General features: G+C 56.6%; 13 protein-coding genes. 6 read left to right on the top strand and 7 right to left on the bottom strand.

Annotated elements, in window-relative coordinates:
* Window positions 1-206: 206 nt before the first annotated feature.
* From EV681_RS20730 to EV681_RS20715, 4 genes are all read left to right on the top strand, one after another.
* Window positions 207-1,652, top strand: coding sequence for a cytochrome ubiquinol oxidase subunit I (locus EV681_RS20730; protein WP_128396407.1), 1,446 nt, complete (start codon window positions 207-209; stop codon window positions 1,650-1,652).
* Window positions 1,642-2,649 carry a cytochrome d ubiquinol oxidase subunit II gene (gene cydB / locus EV681_RS20725; RefSeq protein ID WP_128396406.1) on the top strand — a complete coding sequence of 336 codons (1,008 nt, stop codon included), beginning with the start codon at window positions 1,642-1,644 and terminating at the stop codon, window positions 2,647-2,649. Before EV681_RS20730 ends, cydB begins: the two co-directional genes overlap by 11 nt.
* 93 nt (window positions 2,650-2,742) lie before the next feature.
* Window positions 2,743-2,901 carry a DUF2474 family protein gene (locus EV681_RS20720; protein WP_128396405.1) on the top strand — a complete coding sequence of 53 codons (159 nt, stop codon included), beginning with the start codon at window positions 2,743-2,745 and terminating at the stop codon, window positions 2,899-2,901.
* Window positions 2,902-2,995: 94 nt separating this feature from the next.
* Complete coding sequence (locus EV681_RS20715; protein WP_130305120.1) at window positions 2,996-3,979, top strand: adenosine deaminase; 984 nt, start codon at window positions 2,996-2,998, stop codon at window positions 3,977-3,979.
* A 194-nt stretch (window positions 3,980-4,173) separates the two neighbouring features.
* Here EV681_RS20715 and EV681_RS20710 read toward each other — a convergent pair whose 3' ends face one another.
* The 7 genes from EV681_RS20710 to EV681_RS20680 all read right to left on the bottom strand — a co-directional run bounded on the left by EV681_RS20710 (window position 4,174) and on the right by EV681_RS20680 (window position 13,227).
* On the bottom strand, window positions 4,174-5,268 hold the full coding sequence (locus tag EV681_RS20710; RefSeq protein ID WP_165393162.1) for an extracellular catalytic domain type 1 short-chain-length polyhydroxyalkanoate depolymerase: 1,095 nt from the start codon (window positions 5,266-5,268) through the stop codon (window positions 4,174-4,176).
* A 233-nt stretch (window positions 5,269-5,501) separates the two neighbouring features.
* On the bottom strand, window positions 5,502-7,409 hold the full coding sequence (locus EV681_RS20705; RefSeq protein WP_130305117.1) for a chorismate-binding protein: 1,908 nt from the start codon (window positions 7,407-7,409) through the stop codon (window positions 5,502-5,504).
* Window positions 7,379-9,352: an iron ABC transporter permease gene (locus tag EV681_RS20700; RefSeq protein ID WP_130305115.1), complete on the bottom strand. Its 1,974-nt coding sequence runs from the start codon at window positions 9,350-9,352 to the stop codon at window positions 7,379-7,381. The genes EV681_RS20705 and EV681_RS20700 overlap by 31 nt, the downstream gene beginning before the upstream one ends.
* Window positions 9,349-10,338 carry an iron-siderophore ABC transporter substrate-binding protein gene (locus EV681_RS20695; protein WP_165393161.1) on the bottom strand — a complete coding sequence of 330 codons (990 nt, stop codon included), beginning with the start codon at window positions 10,336-10,338 and terminating at the stop codon, window positions 9,349-9,351. The genes EV681_RS20700 and EV681_RS20695 overlap by 4 nt, the downstream gene beginning before the upstream one ends.
* Window positions 10,339-10,352: 14 nt before the next feature.
* Entirely contained in the window at window positions 10,353-11,120 is a 768-nt protein-coding gene (locus EV681_RS20690; protein WP_130305111.1) for an ABC transporter ATP-binding protein, read from the bottom strand.
* A gap of 237 nt (window positions 11,121-11,357) precedes the next feature.
* A complete protein-coding gene (locus EV681_RS20685) occupies window positions 11,358-12,380 on the bottom strand; it encodes an amino acid ABC transporter substrate-binding protein (RefSeq protein ID WP_128396398.1) in 1,023 nt (340 codons plus the stop codon).
* 196 nt (window positions 12,381-12,576) lie between these two features.
* Window positions 12,577-13,227 carry a VTT domain-containing protein gene (locus EV681_RS20680; protein WP_128396397.1) on the bottom strand — a complete coding sequence of 217 codons (651 nt, stop codon included), beginning with the start codon at window positions 13,225-13,227 and terminating at the stop codon, window positions 12,577-12,579.
* A 173-nt stretch (window positions 13,228-13,400) separates the two neighbouring features.
* Between EV681_RS20680 and EV681_RS20675 the strand changes: the two genes are divergently transcribed.
* Both EV681_RS20675 and EV681_RS20670 read left to right on the top strand, forming a co-directional pair.
* Entirely contained in the window at window positions 13,401-13,979 is a 579-nt protein-coding gene (locus EV681_RS20675; protein ID WP_128396396.1) for a DJ-1/PfpI family protein, read from the top strand.
* 126 nt (window positions 13,980-14,105) lie between these two features.
* Window positions 14,106-14,795, top strand: a complete 690-nt coding sequence (locus tag EV681_RS20670) for a glutathione S-transferase family protein (RefSeq protein WP_130305109.1) — start codon at window positions 14,106-14,108, stop codon at window positions 14,793-14,795.
* Window positions 14,796-14,858: the final 63 nt, after the last annotated feature.

Here is a 14,858-nt window from a genome sequence, read left to right as displayed (position 1 = left end):
TGCACGTTGTATTTCAGACTCGTTGCGCTATGGCATATTGTCCTATATATTGCGGGGCTTGTTCAGTTCGGCTGCAAAGCAAAGTACAATAACGCAACTGTAATATGATGCAGTACAAATGTGGGCTCGCTGGTTACTGGCGAAAGGTTCCATGACAGCAGAGGTCCATGCCGTGTGCGTATGTTTCAATCCTCCAGGAGCAGCAAATGGAGCTGGACACTCTGACTCTGGCCCGAATACAGTTCGGGTTCACGATCTCTTTTCATATTATTTTCCCTGCCATTACGATCGGGCTGGCCAGTTATATGGCGGTGCTCGAAGGCCTATGGCTCAAAACAGCCAATACCGTTTATCGCGACCTGTACCACTTCTGGTTGCGCGTGTTCGCGATCAACTTCGGCATGGGCGTGGTGTCCGGCCTGGTGATGGCTTACCAGTTCGGTACCAACTGGAGTTACTTTTCCGATTTTGCCGGAGGCGTGACCGGACCGTTACTTACCTACGAAGTATTGACTGCCTTCTTTCTTGAAGCGGGCTTTCTGGGTGTGATGATGTTTGGCTGGCACAGGGTGGGGCCAAAGCTGCATTGGTGCTCCACCATTCTTGTTGCAATCGGCACGCTCATTTCCGCCACCTGGATTCTGGCATCCAACAGCTGGATGCAGACTCCGCAGGGATACGAGATCATCGACAGCCGTGTGGTGCCTGTTGACTGGTTTGCCGTCATTTTCAATCCCTCTTTCCCCTATCGCTTGATCCACATGGTTATTGCGGCATTTCTTGCGACTGCATTGATCGTGGGGGCGGTTGCTGCCTGGCACATGCTGCGGCGGAATGTGCAGCCCGCAGTCAAGAAGATGTATTCCATGGCGATGTGGATGCTGCTTGTGGTTGCACCGATTCAAATTCTGGTTGGCGATTTGCATGGTCTGAATACGCTTGAACACCAGCCGGCTAAACTGGCGGCGATGGAAGGGCATTGGGAAAACGGGCCGGATGGCGAGGGCGTGCCATTGGTGCTGTTTGGCTGGCCCGATATGGAGCGGGAAGAGACGCGCTTCAAAGTTGAAGTGCCGCGTCTGGGCAGTCTGATCCTGACGCACAGCCTGGATGGCAAAATTCCGGCACTCAAGGAATTCGCGCCCGAAGACCGGCCCAACTCCACGATCGTGTTCTGGACATTCAGGATCATGGTGGGGCTTGGCATGCTGATGCTGCTGCTTGGCGTATGGGCAGTGTATGCGCGCTGGAAAGACAGGCTGTACGACAGCCCGATGCTGCATCGTTTTTCGGTCTGTATGGGATTGAGCGGCCTGATCGCCATACTGGCGGGCTGGTACACGACCGAAATAGGACGCCAGCCCTGGGTTGTCTATAACGTCATGCGCACGGCCGATGCTGTCACGCCGCATAGCCCGCTGGAACTGGGTATTACGCTGATCTTGTTTATCGTGGTGTACTTCGTGCTGTTCGGTGCGGGGATTGTCTATATGCTGCACATTATGGCTCAGGGACCGCAACCCACCCCGCATCTGGAAATCGAAGGCGGAGGACCGGGAGAGGGGCGTACACCGGCAAGGCCGTTGTCGGCAGCGACCGATGCCGATGAAGAGTCACGTACACCAACACCGGGAGACCGTCATGGGAATTGATATTTCGCTCTTGTGGGCCGTGATTATCCTTTTCGGAATCATGATGTATGTGATTATGGACGGCTTTGATCTGGGCATCGGGATTCTGTTTCCGCTTATGCCTCGCCGCGAAGACCGTGATGTGATGATGAACACGGTCGCCCCGGTCTGGGATGGTAACGAGACCTGGCTGGTGTTGGGTGGAGCCGGCCTGATGGCCGCCTTCCCGCTGGCTTATGCCGTGATTCTGAGTGCGTTTGCCATGCCGCTGATCCTGATGCTGCTTGCGCTGATTTTCCGCGGGGTGGCGTTTGAGTTCCGCTTTCGGGCCAGCGATGCGCGTCGCCGCTGGTGGGACGCTGCTTTCATCGGTGGGTCTGTGCTAGCCACTTTTTTCCAGGGCGTGACCCTGGGGGCCTATATCGATGGCATCACAGTTGTGAATCGCGCCTATGTCGGCGGGGCGCTGGACTGGCTCACGCCGTTTTCCGTGTTTACCGGCATTGGCCTGATTATTGCCTATGCGTTGCTGGGCTGCACGTGGCTTGTCCTCAAGACAGACGGGCCGTTGCAACAACGGATGATTGAGCTGGCCAGGCCGCTGACCCTGGTGTTGCTGGTTATCATCGGTATTCTGAGTATCTGGACGCCGATGAGCAATACGCTTATTTACGAGCGCTGGTTTACCTTGCCCAACCTGTTCTGGTTTGCACCGGTACCCATTCTGGTGGTCCTGGTCGGCTGGGGCTTGATACGCAGCCTGAATCATAATCCGCATGCAGAACCGTTTATTTTTACCCTGTGCATGGTGTTTTTGGGGTATAGCGGACTGGGTATCAGCGTGTGGCCCAATATCATTCCACCTGACATATCCATTTGGGACGCTGCCGGTCCGCCTGAAAGCCAGGGGTTCGCGCTGGTCGGCGCACTCTTCATTATTCCATTCATTCTCATGTACACGGCCTGGGCCTATTATGTGTTCCGTGGCAAAGTGACGGCAGATGCGGGATATCACTAGAGGTGTGACCAGCGGGCAGACAGGTAGTGGACTGCCCGCGTCTTTCGTCACACTGGCAGCGACAGACGCATATTACATTTGGAGTCGGGCGATATGACACAGCGGGAAATCAAACGCACTGGCACCGGCACGCCCGGCAAACGCAGCCGCTGGCTATGGTTCGTCGGTTTATGGCTGGCCGGAACCGTGGCATTGCTGCTGGCGGCTTACCTGCTGCGCGGCATTATGTCTGCCGTGGGCATGACCTCCTGAAAGAGCGGGCGCGGCTGGCTCGCGCTACAATAACGCCTTATCACAAGCGCAATCTGGCGCGCTGTTGCCATCCGAACCCAATAGACATTCCCTGATGAACGCCGAACGTTTAGAATTTATCCGCAAGCTGCCCAAGGCTGAATTACATGTGCATATTGAAGGCACACTGGAGCCCGAATTGATTTTCCGGCTTGCGCAGCGCAACGCAGTAACCTTGCCGTATCCATCCATACAGGCACTGCGCGACGCATACCAGTTCACCGACCTGCAATCGTTTCTGGACCTGTACTACGCCGGTGCTGCCGTGCTGATCACGCAAGCCGATTTCTATGACATGACCATGGCTTATCTTGCGCGAATAGCGCAGGAGGGCGTGGTTCATACAGAAATCATGTTCGATCCGCAGACTCATACCGAGCGTGGCGTGCCAATAGCAACCGTGTTTGCTGGTATTGCGAGAGCGCTGCGCGAAGGCCAGCAAACGTGGGGCATCACTTCTTGCCTTATCATGAGTTTTCTGCGGCATCTGTCCGAGCAAGCGGCCTTTGATACGCTGGAGCAGGCTTTGCCGTTGCGCGAAGAATACAGCGATGTGTGGCTGGGAATCGGCCTGGATTCGGGCGAGCAGGGCAATCCGCCGGAAAAATTCGAACGGGTGTATGCGCGTTGCCGTCAACTAGGCTTTTATCTGGTTGCTCATGCAGGCGAAGAAGGGCCGGCTGCTTATGTGAGCAACGCACTGGATCGGCTGAACGTGATTCGCATTGACCACGGCGTGCGCAGCGAAGAAGATCCGGTCTTGTTGCAAACGCTGGCAGCCAGGAAAATACCGCTTACCGTCTGCCCCTTGTCGAACCTGAAACTCAAAGTAGTCAACGATATGCGCGAGCATAATCTGAAGCGCCTGTTGGATCAGGGGCTGTGTGTGACGATCAATTCAGATGATCCCGCTTACTTTGGCGGCTATCTGCTGGATAACTATGTAGCGGTTGCAGAAGCGCTCGGGTTGAGCGACGAGGAACTGGTCACACTTGCCAACAACAGCATGCAGGCTCGCTTTCATGTGTTCCTGACGTAGCCTTCCTGATGTTTGCCGGCACGCCGGGCAGGTGGGTTGAACCCAAGGGGCTGTCTTTTTGCAAACAGGTACGGAGCGCCAGCTCGTGACCTCGCCTCATCCAGCGGCGCACATACTCAAGGGCATATTAAAAGCCACCTTCAGGGCAACATCGGCCAGGCCGCGGTGGTCGGTCCGGTCCGCCGATTTGTTCCCTAGGATGCTTTGTCGCCGCGTTGATGCATCCGGAAAAATTGCATGATCAGGCTTGAAGCATTCGGACCATCCGAGGTGTTGAAGTCCAGGCGGCTGTCGCCACCGCTCCATGCATGTCCCACTTTTCTGATCTGGCAGAAACGAACAATGCTCTTGCGGGCGCGTTTGAAATCAAACTGCGTGTATTCGCGCGAGGTCTGTTCACCCACTGGCTTTTCTATAGGCTGTGCCTCGTCATCAAAGCCGTTGAGCCAGGCAAACTGACGTGCCAGTTGCTCGCCATTGTTGGCCGATACCACCCGATCGAGCTGGCCTTGCAGAATCAATGCGGGAAGGAAGTCGTGGGTGGCAGTGAGGGTTTCGCTGGCGGCCTTGAGCGCTGTTAGCGGATCGTTCAATGTGCCGCGCCGCATGGTCTGCAAACCGCTGGATAAGCTGCTTGCATTGCCCATGACAGGCCCGGAATGCAGGGCCACCGCGGCAAACAGCTGAGGATGGCGCAAGGCAAGCAGGCTGCCCATGCCGGCGCCGGCCGACATGCCTGCCAGGTAGATCCGTGTCTTGTCCAGTTTGTGGCGCTGTATCAAATTGCGCACCAGCGCGGCAATTGCATCGGCCTCGGCATAGCCATGCTGCGGCTCGGGCAAATACCAGCGCCAGCACCGCAAGGTCTGACGCTGGCGTGATTGCTGTGGATACACAACGACCATGCCCGATTTGGCTGCATGCTGGTTCATTCGCGTACCCTGCGCGAATTCGGTAGCGGTCTGTTTGCAGCCATGGAGCATGACCAGCATGGCACTGCCTTTCATGTCATGGGATGGCGGCACGTAAAGAAAATAGCTCAGTCGCTGAAAAAATACAGAGACGGTTGCAGGCACCTTAAATAGCCGTTCTGTCCAGGAACCATGACGAAACGGCGGTGGCACGGGTTTCTTTGCCGGGCGCAACACGGCGGCAGGCGAGGGGGGAAACAGCGGGTTGTGGTTGAAGGCCGAAGCGGCCAGTTTCATATTGGACCGCGTGGCCCTGATCAGCGCGTTGCTCTGCTGGCGCGCAATTTTGCGGGCGGTTTTCAGAAAAATAGAGCTCATGCTGCGAGCCATAATGTGGTATCCCCACGGTAAAGTAGCATCTACCGGTAATCACCTGGCGAGGGTCGCACAGGGGCCGGTTCTTGCATGAAATACTAAAATGTCTGTATGAAGATATCACGTAAATTGTCGATTGTTGTATTTTCCTGCCCCGCCAGCCATTGCAGTACATGTCTGCAGCGGGGTTGCCAGCCACGTGCAGGCAGCACAGAAGGCGCCTTGTTATAGCGATCTCAGACTGCTTTAAGACGGACCGGAATGCACCCGCGCAGGGCATTGGTCAGGACGATGGCATCGGCCGCTTGCAGCATGGCCAGGCTGATGCGTTGCTCGGTGATATGCTCGGTTTGCAGATACTGCGCAGGGCTGGCCAATACCTGCGCGCGCATGACACCGGGCAAAATATCCAGGGTCAGGGCCGGTGTCAGCCATGCACCACGATAGTGAATAAATACCGAAGTGCGTGCGCCTTCGAGCAGATCGCCATCAGGATTGAAATACAGAACGTCGAAATCGCCTGAAATCGTTGCCTGTTTCAAATCATCGTCATAATGTTGGCGCCATGTGGTTTTAAAGCGACGCAAGGGGTCATATCGCGGTAATGGGCGTGGCGCGATGCTCACCGAAGGCAGGTTGGGTTCGCCCAGGGGCACAGGAGTGTCCAGTGGGAAGGCAGCAATCTCGCAGGTGCCGTCCTGGTTCAGTACGGCGCGCACGCGCAGTCGGGCGTGCGGTGGTTGTGCGGCAATGAATTGCTGCAACTGCCGTGTCAATGCAGTCTGGTCGGCGGCAAAGCCCAGGCTTTTGGCAGAGGCAAGCAGGCGCTCAATGTGCCTGCCCAGCAATGCACAATGGCCTTGCTCGACCAGCATGGTTTCAAATAGCGCGAATTCGGCAGGGAGGGCATGCAGAAAACGAGATTTCCAGTGGATTTCCTCATACTCCGATTGTGCCGTGCTGTCGTAGACAATACCGCCGCCGACACCCATCACTCCAGTACAGGCGATGGCCTGGTCGCTCGTCGGCTGCAGCGTCAGGGTGCGGATCGCAACATTGAAACAGCCTTTGGCGCCCATGGTATTGCCTGAGGGTTGCAGATAGCCGATGCTCCCGGTGTACAGGTCTCGCGGCGCAATTTCACTGTCTGCGATATAGTGCATACTCATTTTTTTCGGGGCGCCGGTAATGGAACCACAGGGAAACAAGGCGCCGATCACCGCTGCCATGGTGATGCCGGGCCGCACCTGGCATTCAATAGGCGTGGTCATTTGCAGCACCTGGCCAAAGCGTGTCACCTTGAACAGTTCCTGCACCTGCACGCCGTTGGGTTGCGCAAGAATAGATAAATCGTTGCGCAACAGGTCTACGATCATCAGGTTCTCGGCCCGGTTCTTGCTGTCATTGCGCAGCAGGTTGGCCAACGCCTCGGGGTCATCTGCCGGCTGACAGGCCAGGGTTCCCTTCATGGGCTCGGCGCCGATCATGCCATGGTCATCAATGCGGATGAACAGCTCCGGAGACAGGCATACTGTCCAGGGGGCCATGCGCTGATGCGGCAGCCAGGCCAGCACGCCGTATGGCACGGGTTGCTTTGCACGCAGTGCGCGGTACAGCGCCAGTGGCGAACCATATGTCTCGAAATATTGTCGCGCCGTGTAATTGATTTGATAGAAATCGCCACGCGCTATTGCCTGATGCAACCGATCGAACTGCTGCCGATAACCGTCAAACGCCGGCTGCAAATGCAGATTGCACAGCCCCGCAGGCTGCCGGCTGGGGTCATGCGCGTGCGCCTGCCGGGTCAGCCAGTTCTCTATCTGCTCATCCGATAGCGTTGTGGCTTGTGAAAACCAGTGGATGTGCATGGCTGCGCCTGCGCCTTGCGCTGCCTTGCCAGCGCCGGCCACGCCGAACTCATAGGGTATGAAGAGTGCAGGATGCAGCGCCTGCGCCCAGCCGCGCGCCAGCACGGCATCCAGGTTTGCCAGTTGCGCGGTAGCGATGGTGTCCGAGCGCACAAACGTCTCCAGCAGCGTGGCCTGCTGGGTGACGGCGTCATCAAATAGAACGAAAGGAGGCAATGTGTCCATGGCACGCAATGATACCGGAATTACGCCTTCTGTCTTCGGGTAAATTGCCATAGAAAATAGACGGCGCCGATGAAGGTGGCGATCAAGCCGGTGGGCACTTCATAGGGGAACATGATGTGTCTGCCGAGCAGGTCGGCGCACAGCATGATCACGATGGCAATAGTCGAGGAGGCCAGCATTTGCGTGCGCAATCCGTGAAATCCCATGGCGCGGGCCAGATGCGGCGCAATCAGCCCCACAAAGCTGGTCGGGCCGATGGTAATGGATGCCAGCGTGGTCAGCGCTGCGATCAGCAGAAACAGCAGGGTGCGGGTGAGCATGGGGCGCTGGCCACTGGCGCGGGCAATGGGGTCGCCCAGGCGCAGCAGGCTCAAGGGGCGTCGTGTCATGCAGGCCAATATGACCAGCAATGCGACAATGGCAAAGCGCATCGGCAGATCATCTTGCAGCAGGCTCATGTAGGTATCACCCGATATCCATATCAACAGTTGTTGAATTTGCTGCATGCCGCTGGCAAGGGTCAGGGTCAGCAGTGAACTGAATAGCTGCGTGAGCGCCATGCCGGTCAGCAGGATTTTGTCTGGCTGAAACTGGTTGCGCGCATTGATCAGCATGACAAAAAGCAGGCTGACAAAAGCGCCGCCAATGCCGCAGACCAGATACAGAACCGGCGAGGGGGCGGGCACCAGCATCATCAGCCCGATCAGTCCCAGTCCGGTTCCTGAGGTGACGCCCAGAAATTCGGGCGAGGCCATGCTGTTGTTGGTCATGTTCTGGATCAGTGTACCGGCGCAGGCGATCGCAATGCCAAACAAGATCGCAGTTTGCGTGCGGCTTTCGGTGAACAGTGCAATGGTCGGATCAATTTGCGTGACCAGCGTCCAGTTGCCAGCGACATCGTGTGTGATATGTGGCAGGAACACAAAACATCCAATGGCAAGTGCAATCAACAGGAGCATGCGCTTGCGCAGCAGCGCAGCAGGATGGCGCACGCCCGCATGTAGCGGAGCCACTTCCTGGCGCGTATGGCTGCGCTGTTTCATGAGCAGAAACAGCAGCACTGGTACGCCCAGCAGTGCCGTTACTGTCCCCGTCATGACGCTGTTGGGCCAGCGATAGGTTGCCAGTTGCAGGGCCGAATCGGTAATGGACAGCAGCAAGGCGCCAAACAGCATTGCATATCCCCATTGCTTGCGTATATCGGTCACGCCCAGAGACCGGGCGATTACCGGCGCGGCCAGGCCAACGAATGCAATGACGCCGACACTGCTTACCACGATTGCAATCAGAAACGAGACGAGCACAAAGCCGGTGACGCGCACCAGACGGACATTGACGCCAACGCTTTTGGCGAGCGTACCCTGCAGGGAAAAGGCGCGCAGCGATGGCAGTAGAAACCAGGACAGTGGCAGGCACAACAGGGTTTGCCAGCCGGTGCGCAGCGTCGGCCGCCAGGAGTCCTGGCTGAGGGAGCCGGCGCCCCAGATGATGAGCCCATAGAGCCTGTCCGGGTTAAGGATCAGGTACATATTGCTTAGCGTGGTCAGCAGCAGCGTGAGCATTAACCCGATCAGAATCAGGGTATTGCCTGCGCTGCCGGCGCGCCGGATAAAGAGCAGGACGATCAGACTGCTGACCATGCTGCCGGCCATGGCCAGCAGTGTGGAGTCGAATAATTGCGCCTGCGGAAAGTACATCATGCCCAGTAACAGCGCGAACTGCGCACCGCTGCTGATGGCCAGTGTATCGGGGGCGGCCAGGGTGTTCTGCGTGACTTGCTGCAGAATAAAGCCTCCCAGACCCAGGCAGATGCCGCAAAGCAGCGCCATGGTCATTCTGGGCAGGATGCCATGCCAGAACACCAGTTGTTGCATTGGCGCCTCTGACGATGCGTCGCTACCCGGTGCACTGAGCATGATGACCGCAGCCATCAGGGCAATGGCGATTGCGCAACTGACAAGTGCAAGTGTTCTTGCTGAAAGTGTATATCTCATTTGTTATACCCGGGGAAACGGAAAGCCGCGTTCGAGCCGGCATTGGCGTCCTGTGCCAGCAGACCGTCCCGGACTGTCTGCGCAAAGCGCAGCACGGTACTTAAACCGCCCAGCGTCCAGATGGGCTCGGCAAGAATGACGCGGTTTTTGCGTACTGCCGGCAATGCCTGCCAGATTACATTTTCCTGCAGCTTCCCGGGCAGGTCAGCCGGATAGGGCTTGATGACGAAGATCGTGGTGTTCTCGGGCAAAGCGGCAAGGTGGGTCAGGTCTGCACTCTGAAAACCCCACTGGTTCACTGCCGCTGTCCAGGCATTGCTGATGCCGATTTTTTCCAGCGCGGTGGAAAAAAGGCTGGGTTTGCCATACACCCGGACATTGCGTGCGTCGATAAACTGGATGATCGCCACCGGCTGGCCACGGTGTTGCACAAGCTGGTGGCCGATCGCATCAAGTTGGCCATCTACCTGCGCAATATAGCGGGCAGCCTTGTCAGGCTGGCCGGTGATCTGGCCGATCCGGGTTGCCAACTCGCTCAGGTTTTGATAGATATCCTGGCCCGGTGTGTAGACGTCCAGCAGCGTCGTGGGACCGATTCTCTCGAGCAGCCCTTTGACAAAGGCATAGTCTTGCGAGGCCAGAATCAGCTCGGGCGCCAGCCGAATCATTCTGTCGGGATTGGGCTGCGCCCGCATGCCAAGATCCAGTGTGCTTGCCGGCATGGACGGCGAATGACTCCAGACCTCATAGCTGCTTTTTTCCGCGATTGCCGCGGGAAAAATTCCCATGGCGGCCATTGTTTCTGCAATGGTCCAGTCCAGCACGGCAACGCGTTGCGGCGCCTCCTTTGGGCTTTTGGGCTGCGCAGACTCAAGCTGCGTTGCCTCCTTGGGTGGGTTAGTCTGGCCTGCTGCCGGGGCCGCCGCCGCGGCATTTGCCAGCAGGCAGGCGCAGATGAGCATGCAACGGTGAAACATAATGGGCATGATCATGCTCCGGCTCAGTTGAAGGCTAGTTGCACACCGGGATGCACGGGATGACCAATCAGTTGCAGCTCGACATCGTAGATATGCCGCAGCTTTTGTTGATCGAGCAGGGCAGCGGCCGGCTCGGCGTAGATAAGCTTGCCTGCACGCAGAGCCAGCAGTCGATCGCAGTAACGGGTGGCCAGGTTGATATCGTGGATAACCGCGATCACGCACTGGTTTTCCTGATTCGCCAGCCGTTGCAGCAATTGCATCACTTCAAGCTGATGCTTAAGGTCCAGTGCCGCCAGTGGTTCGTCCAGCAGGATATACGGCGTGTTCTGGGCAAGCAGCATGGCAATCCATACGCGTTGGCGCTCGCCGCCCGAAAGGGAATCGAGCAACGCCGGCATGAAGGCCTCGGTATCGGTCAGTTCGATGGCCCGTGCGACGGCCGATTCGTTTTCGGGGTTGCTGTTGCGCCAGATACTGTTCCATGAATAGCGTCCCAGTTCGACCAGCTCGCGGGCGCTCATATCGGGGATGACCGGGGTATATTGCGGCAAATAGGCCAGTTTGCGCGCGTACTGGCGATTGGACAGGGTATCTACACGGGCATCGTCCAGCAGGATAGCGCCTTGGGACGGTGTGTATTCGCGCGCCAGCAGCTTGAGCAGGGTAGACTTGCCCGAGCCATTGTGGCCGATCAGTCCGTAGAATTTGCCCCGTTCGAATTGGGTCGTGAGCGGATGCAGCAGGGTTTTGGAAGAGGTTTGAAAACCAGCGTTTTCAATCTGGATCATCGCGTATCCGGCAAGAGTAGATCAGAGCTGTGATTGTAAATGATTCTCAATATCTAATCGGGTGTTTTTCTGAGATGTGGCGTTATTATCCTGGGGTGGTTGGTGCTGTCGTCCTGTTTGCACCAGGTGTTGCCGGCCTGCTGCGGGTGCCGTGCGTTGCGCGCAGGCCCAGGTTGTGACAAGGCCCGCGTCTATGGCGGGCCCTTTTGGATAAATCGGCGAATGGAAAAAGCGCAATCAGCGAATAGGCAACCCGTACTGCAGGCCGCCTTCGGTCCATAAGGCGTTCAAGCCTCGCTTGATCTTCAGCGGGCTGCCCTGGCCGACATTGCGTTCAAAGCTCTCGCCGTAGTTGCCCACCTGTTTAATGATGTTGTAGGCCCATTTCTCGTCCAGCCCCAGGTTTTTGCCCGCGCCCGGCGTGGCGCCCAGCAGGCGCTGGATATTGGGGTTGGTGCTTTTGAGCTGTTCGTCGACATTGGCCGTGGTCACACCCAGTTCCTCGGCATTGACGGTAGCCTGAAAGACCCATTTGACGATATTGAGCCAGGCATCGTCGCCCTGGCGCACAAAGGGTCCCAGCGGTTCCTTGGAAATGATTTCCGGCAGCACTTCGTAATCGTCGGGGGAGGACAGTTTGGAAATGCGGATGGACGCCAGACCCGAGGCATCGGTAGAGAAGACGTCGCAACGGTTGGTTGCAAAGGCATTGACCACCTCGTTGAACTGATCGAACACGACCGGTTTGTATTCTACTTTGTTGGCGCGGGCCCAGTCTGCCAGCGTATTCTCATTTGATGTGCCGGTTTGCAGGCAAATGGTTGCGCCATTGAGATCCTTGGCGCTTTTTACACCCAGTTTCTTGGACACCAGAAAGCCCTGTCCGTCATAAAAATTGACTCCGGCAGCAATCAGGCCCAGTGCGGTATCACGCTGTTGCGTGACGGTGGTGTTGCGGGTAAGGACGTCCACTTCGCCCGATTGCAGGGCGGTAAAGCGCTGCTGGGAGTTCAGCGGTACGATTTTGAATTTGCTGGCATCGCCAAAAACGGCGGCGGCAATACTTTTGCACAGATCAACGTCCAGGCCCTGCCACTGGCCTTTGGCATCAGGCGCAGAAAAACCGGCGAAGCCGGTGGTGGCGCCACACACCACGGCACCGCGTTGTTTGACGTTATCCAGCGTTGCCGCATGGGTCAGGCCAGGGACGGTTGCTGCGAGCGCGAGCGTAGCAAGTGAGGCTTTCAATAGGGCAGACATAGCAGACTCCAGTTTAGGGTTACAGCACAAAGCAAGAAGATAGACCGGTTTTCATGCATCGGAAACCAACCATTTCTTTGAATCTTATTACGGAATGTAATAAAAGAAAAGGCACCGCCCTTAACCCGTGATTATCCAGGTTGCAGTACGATGCCTGCCGTCACGCCACGACACTTTCCGCATCGGCGCACAAAGATTATTTGCCGGCCTGTTTTTCCTGACGGCTTTCTTTCCACAGCTTGTAAATGTGCCACGCCATGGGCAATACGGAAATAATCACGATGCCAAGGGTAAACAGCGACAGGTTCTGTTGCACCCAGGTAATGCGGCCCAGGAAATAACCTGCCAGCACCAGCAGGAATATCCACAGGAACCCGCCTAATACGTTATAGAACGCGAAATGGCGCCGATCCATGCCCGAGAGCCCGGCCAGGAAGGGGGCGATGGTGCGCACGATAGGGATAAAGCGCGCCAGAGTAATGGTTGAGCCGCCATATTTTTCAAAATAGGCATGAGTTTTATCAATATGACTCTGCTTGACCCAGCCCTTGCGGATCAATGTCTGTCCCAAGGGTGACCTACCGATGGTGTAGTTGACATAGTCACCGAGTACGGCGGCGGCAAACAGCATGACCATATACCAGAATGGAGGGATGCCGCTGATGCCCATGAAGGCGCCGACCGCAAAGAGCAGGGAATCGCCGGGCAAAAACGGCATAACGACCAGGCCGGTTTCCAGGAACAGAATGAGGGCAACCAGACAGATGCCCCAGCTCCAGTGATCGTGCAACATGGCCATGAGGGCCTGATTATCGTGAAGCCAGCCAAACAGCGAGGAAAAATTCATAAATAATGTGCTAAGCAAATGAGGCCGCCGCGCAGTGCAGACAAGCCGTTGAAAAGAGTCAGCTAATAGTAATATGGAATAGGTATTTATACCGTTTGTTCACGAAAATATCATAATTTTTTACATCGAACACGCTATGATGAATGCTCGTTCACACAACCAGGAGTACTGCAATGTCCAGGAAGATTCTGATGCTAGTGGGTGATTATGCCGAAGACTACGAAACCATGGTGCCTTTCCAGTTTCTACTGGGTGTCGGTTACGAAGTGCATGCTGTCTGCCCCGATAAAAAGGCTGGCGACAAAATCGCAACGGCCATCCACGATTTCGAAGGCGACCAGACATACTCGGAAAAGCGTGGCCATAATTTTGCCATCAACCATGACTTTGCCCAGGTGGATACCGGCGATTACGTCGGGTTAGTGATCCCTGGCGGCCGGGCTCCGGAATACTTGCGTAATACGCCGCGCGTGCTGGAAATCGTACGCGAGTTCGATGCTGCGAAAAAACCGATAGCAGCCGTTTGTCACGGGGCTCAGATCCTGGCTGCGGCCGATGTGATCAGAGGTAAAAAGTGTTCTGCGTATCCGGCATGTGCCGCCGAAGTGACACTGGCCGGCGGGCACTATCAGGATATCGCGGTGGACAGTGCCGTGACCGACGGCCATTTGGTTACTGCGCCCGCATGGCCTGCGCATCCGGCGTGGATGGCTCAGTTCATCAAGGCGTTGGGCGCGACCGTTACGCTCTGATTCGGCGCGTGTAAATCATTTGTAAGCGACGCGAGTGCGATAAATGTGCTGGCGTCGCAGGCAGGTATCGTGTGTCGGCCCGTGGGTTGCGTGTCGGCATTTTTTTAGTCTGGGAGTCTGAGTTTCATGTATACCCTTCATATTGCCAATAAAAACTATTCTTCATGGTCGTTGCGGCCTTGGATTTTGCTGCGCCAGCTTGGTATCGCCTTTGATGAAGAGGTGCATCCGTTCCAGGCTGATCTGCAGGCGCAACGAGAACAGTTTCTGGCCTTTTCTCCCAGCGCAAAAGTACCGGTGCTGCAGGATGGGCAAACGGTTATCTGGGATAGCCTGGCCATTGCAGAGTATCTGGCCGAGGAGCATGCCGCTGTTTGGCCCGATGATCGTGCCGCGCGTGCCTGGGCGCGCGCGGCATCCTGCGAAATGCATTCCGGGTTTGCCCATTTACGCGAACGCTGCACCATGAACTGCGCGGTGCGCGCCAGACCGCAAACCGTGACGCCCCAGTTGCAGGCAGACATTGAGCGAATTAATACGCTGTTTAACCAAGGCTTGTCGCGTTTTGGCGGACCCTTTCTGGGCGGGGCGGCGTTTACTGCCGTCGATGCCATGTATGCGCCGGTCGTGTTCCGCATCCAGACCTATGATTTGCCAATGCAGGGGGCTGCTGCCGATTATGTATCGCACATGCTGGCCTTGCCGGGTATGCAGCAATGGTACGTGCAGGCATTGCAGGAGCGTGACATCGACCAGGCGCATGAGCAGGATGTCGAGCGCTACAGTGATATCATTAGTGATGAGCGACAGAAGTGATTGCGACAGACCGCATTGGCTTGATGTGTATGGCTTTGTTTGATTTAAATCATTCAGGTTGCA

Origin of the sequence: Advenella incenata, assembly GCF_004217095.1 — a bacterium.
GTDB classification, from domain to species: domain Bacteria; phylum Pseudomonadota; class Gammaproteobacteria; order Burkholderiales; family Burkholderiaceae_B; genus Advenella; species Advenella incenata.
The sequence above is the reverse complement of the archived record's forward strand: the minus strand, read 5'-3'. Positions and strand labels throughout refer to the sequence as shown.

What these genes read in the sequence shown, in the direction of transcription:
- EV681_RS20730 (WP_128396407.1), top strand. Translation starts at nt 207, where the DNA reads ATGGAGCTGGACACTCTGACTCTGGCCCGAATACAGTTCGGGTTCACG.
- cydB (WP_128396406.1), top strand. Translation starts at nt 1,642, where the DNA reads ATGGGAATTGATATTTCGCTCTTGTGGGCCGTGATTATCCTTTTCGGA.
- EV681_RS20720 (WP_128396405.1), top strand. Translation starts at nt 2,743, where the DNA reads ATGACACAGCGGGAAATCAAACGCACTGGCACCGGCACGCCCGGCAAA.
- EV681_RS20715 (WP_130305120.1), top strand. Translation starts at nt 2,996, where the DNA reads ATGAACGCCGAACGTTTAGAATTTATCCGCAAGCTGCCCAAGGCTGAA.
- EV681_RS20710 (WP_165393162.1), bottom strand. Translation starts at nt 5,268, where the DNA reads ATGAGCTCTATTTTTCTGAAAACCGCCCGCAAAATTGCGCGCCAGCAG.
- EV681_RS20705 (WP_130305117.1), bottom strand. Translation starts at nt 7,409, where the DNA reads ATGGCAATTTACCCGAAGACAGAAGGCGTAATTCCGGTATCATTGCGT.
- EV681_RS20700 (WP_130305115.1), bottom strand. Translation starts at nt 9,352, where the DNA reads ATGAGATATACACTTTCAGCAAGAACACTTGCACTTGTCAGTTGCGCA.
- EV681_RS20695 (WP_165393161.1), bottom strand. Translation starts at nt 10,338, where the DNA reads ATGCCCATTATGTTTCACCGTTGCATGCTCATCTGCGCCTGCCTGCTG.
- EV681_RS20690 (WP_130305111.1), bottom strand. Translation starts at nt 11,120, where the DNA reads ATGATCCAGATTGAAAACGCTGGTTTTCAAACCTCTTCCAAAACCCTG.
- EV681_RS20685 (WP_128396398.1), bottom strand. Translation starts at nt 12,380, where the DNA reads ATGTCTGCCCTATTGAAAGCCTCACTTGCTACGCTCGCGCTCGCAGCA.
- EV681_RS20680 (WP_128396397.1), bottom strand. Translation starts at nt 13,227, where the DNA reads ATGAATTTTTCCTCGCTGTTTGGCTGGCTTCACGATAATCAGGCCCTC.
- EV681_RS20675 (WP_128396396.1), top strand. Translation starts at nt 13,401, where the DNA reads ATGTCCAGGAAGATTCTGATGCTAGTGGGTGATTATGCCGAAGACTAC.
- EV681_RS20670 (WP_130305109.1), top strand. Translation starts at nt 14,106, where the DNA reads ATGTATACCCTTCATATTGCCAATAAAAACTATTCTTCATGGTCGTTG.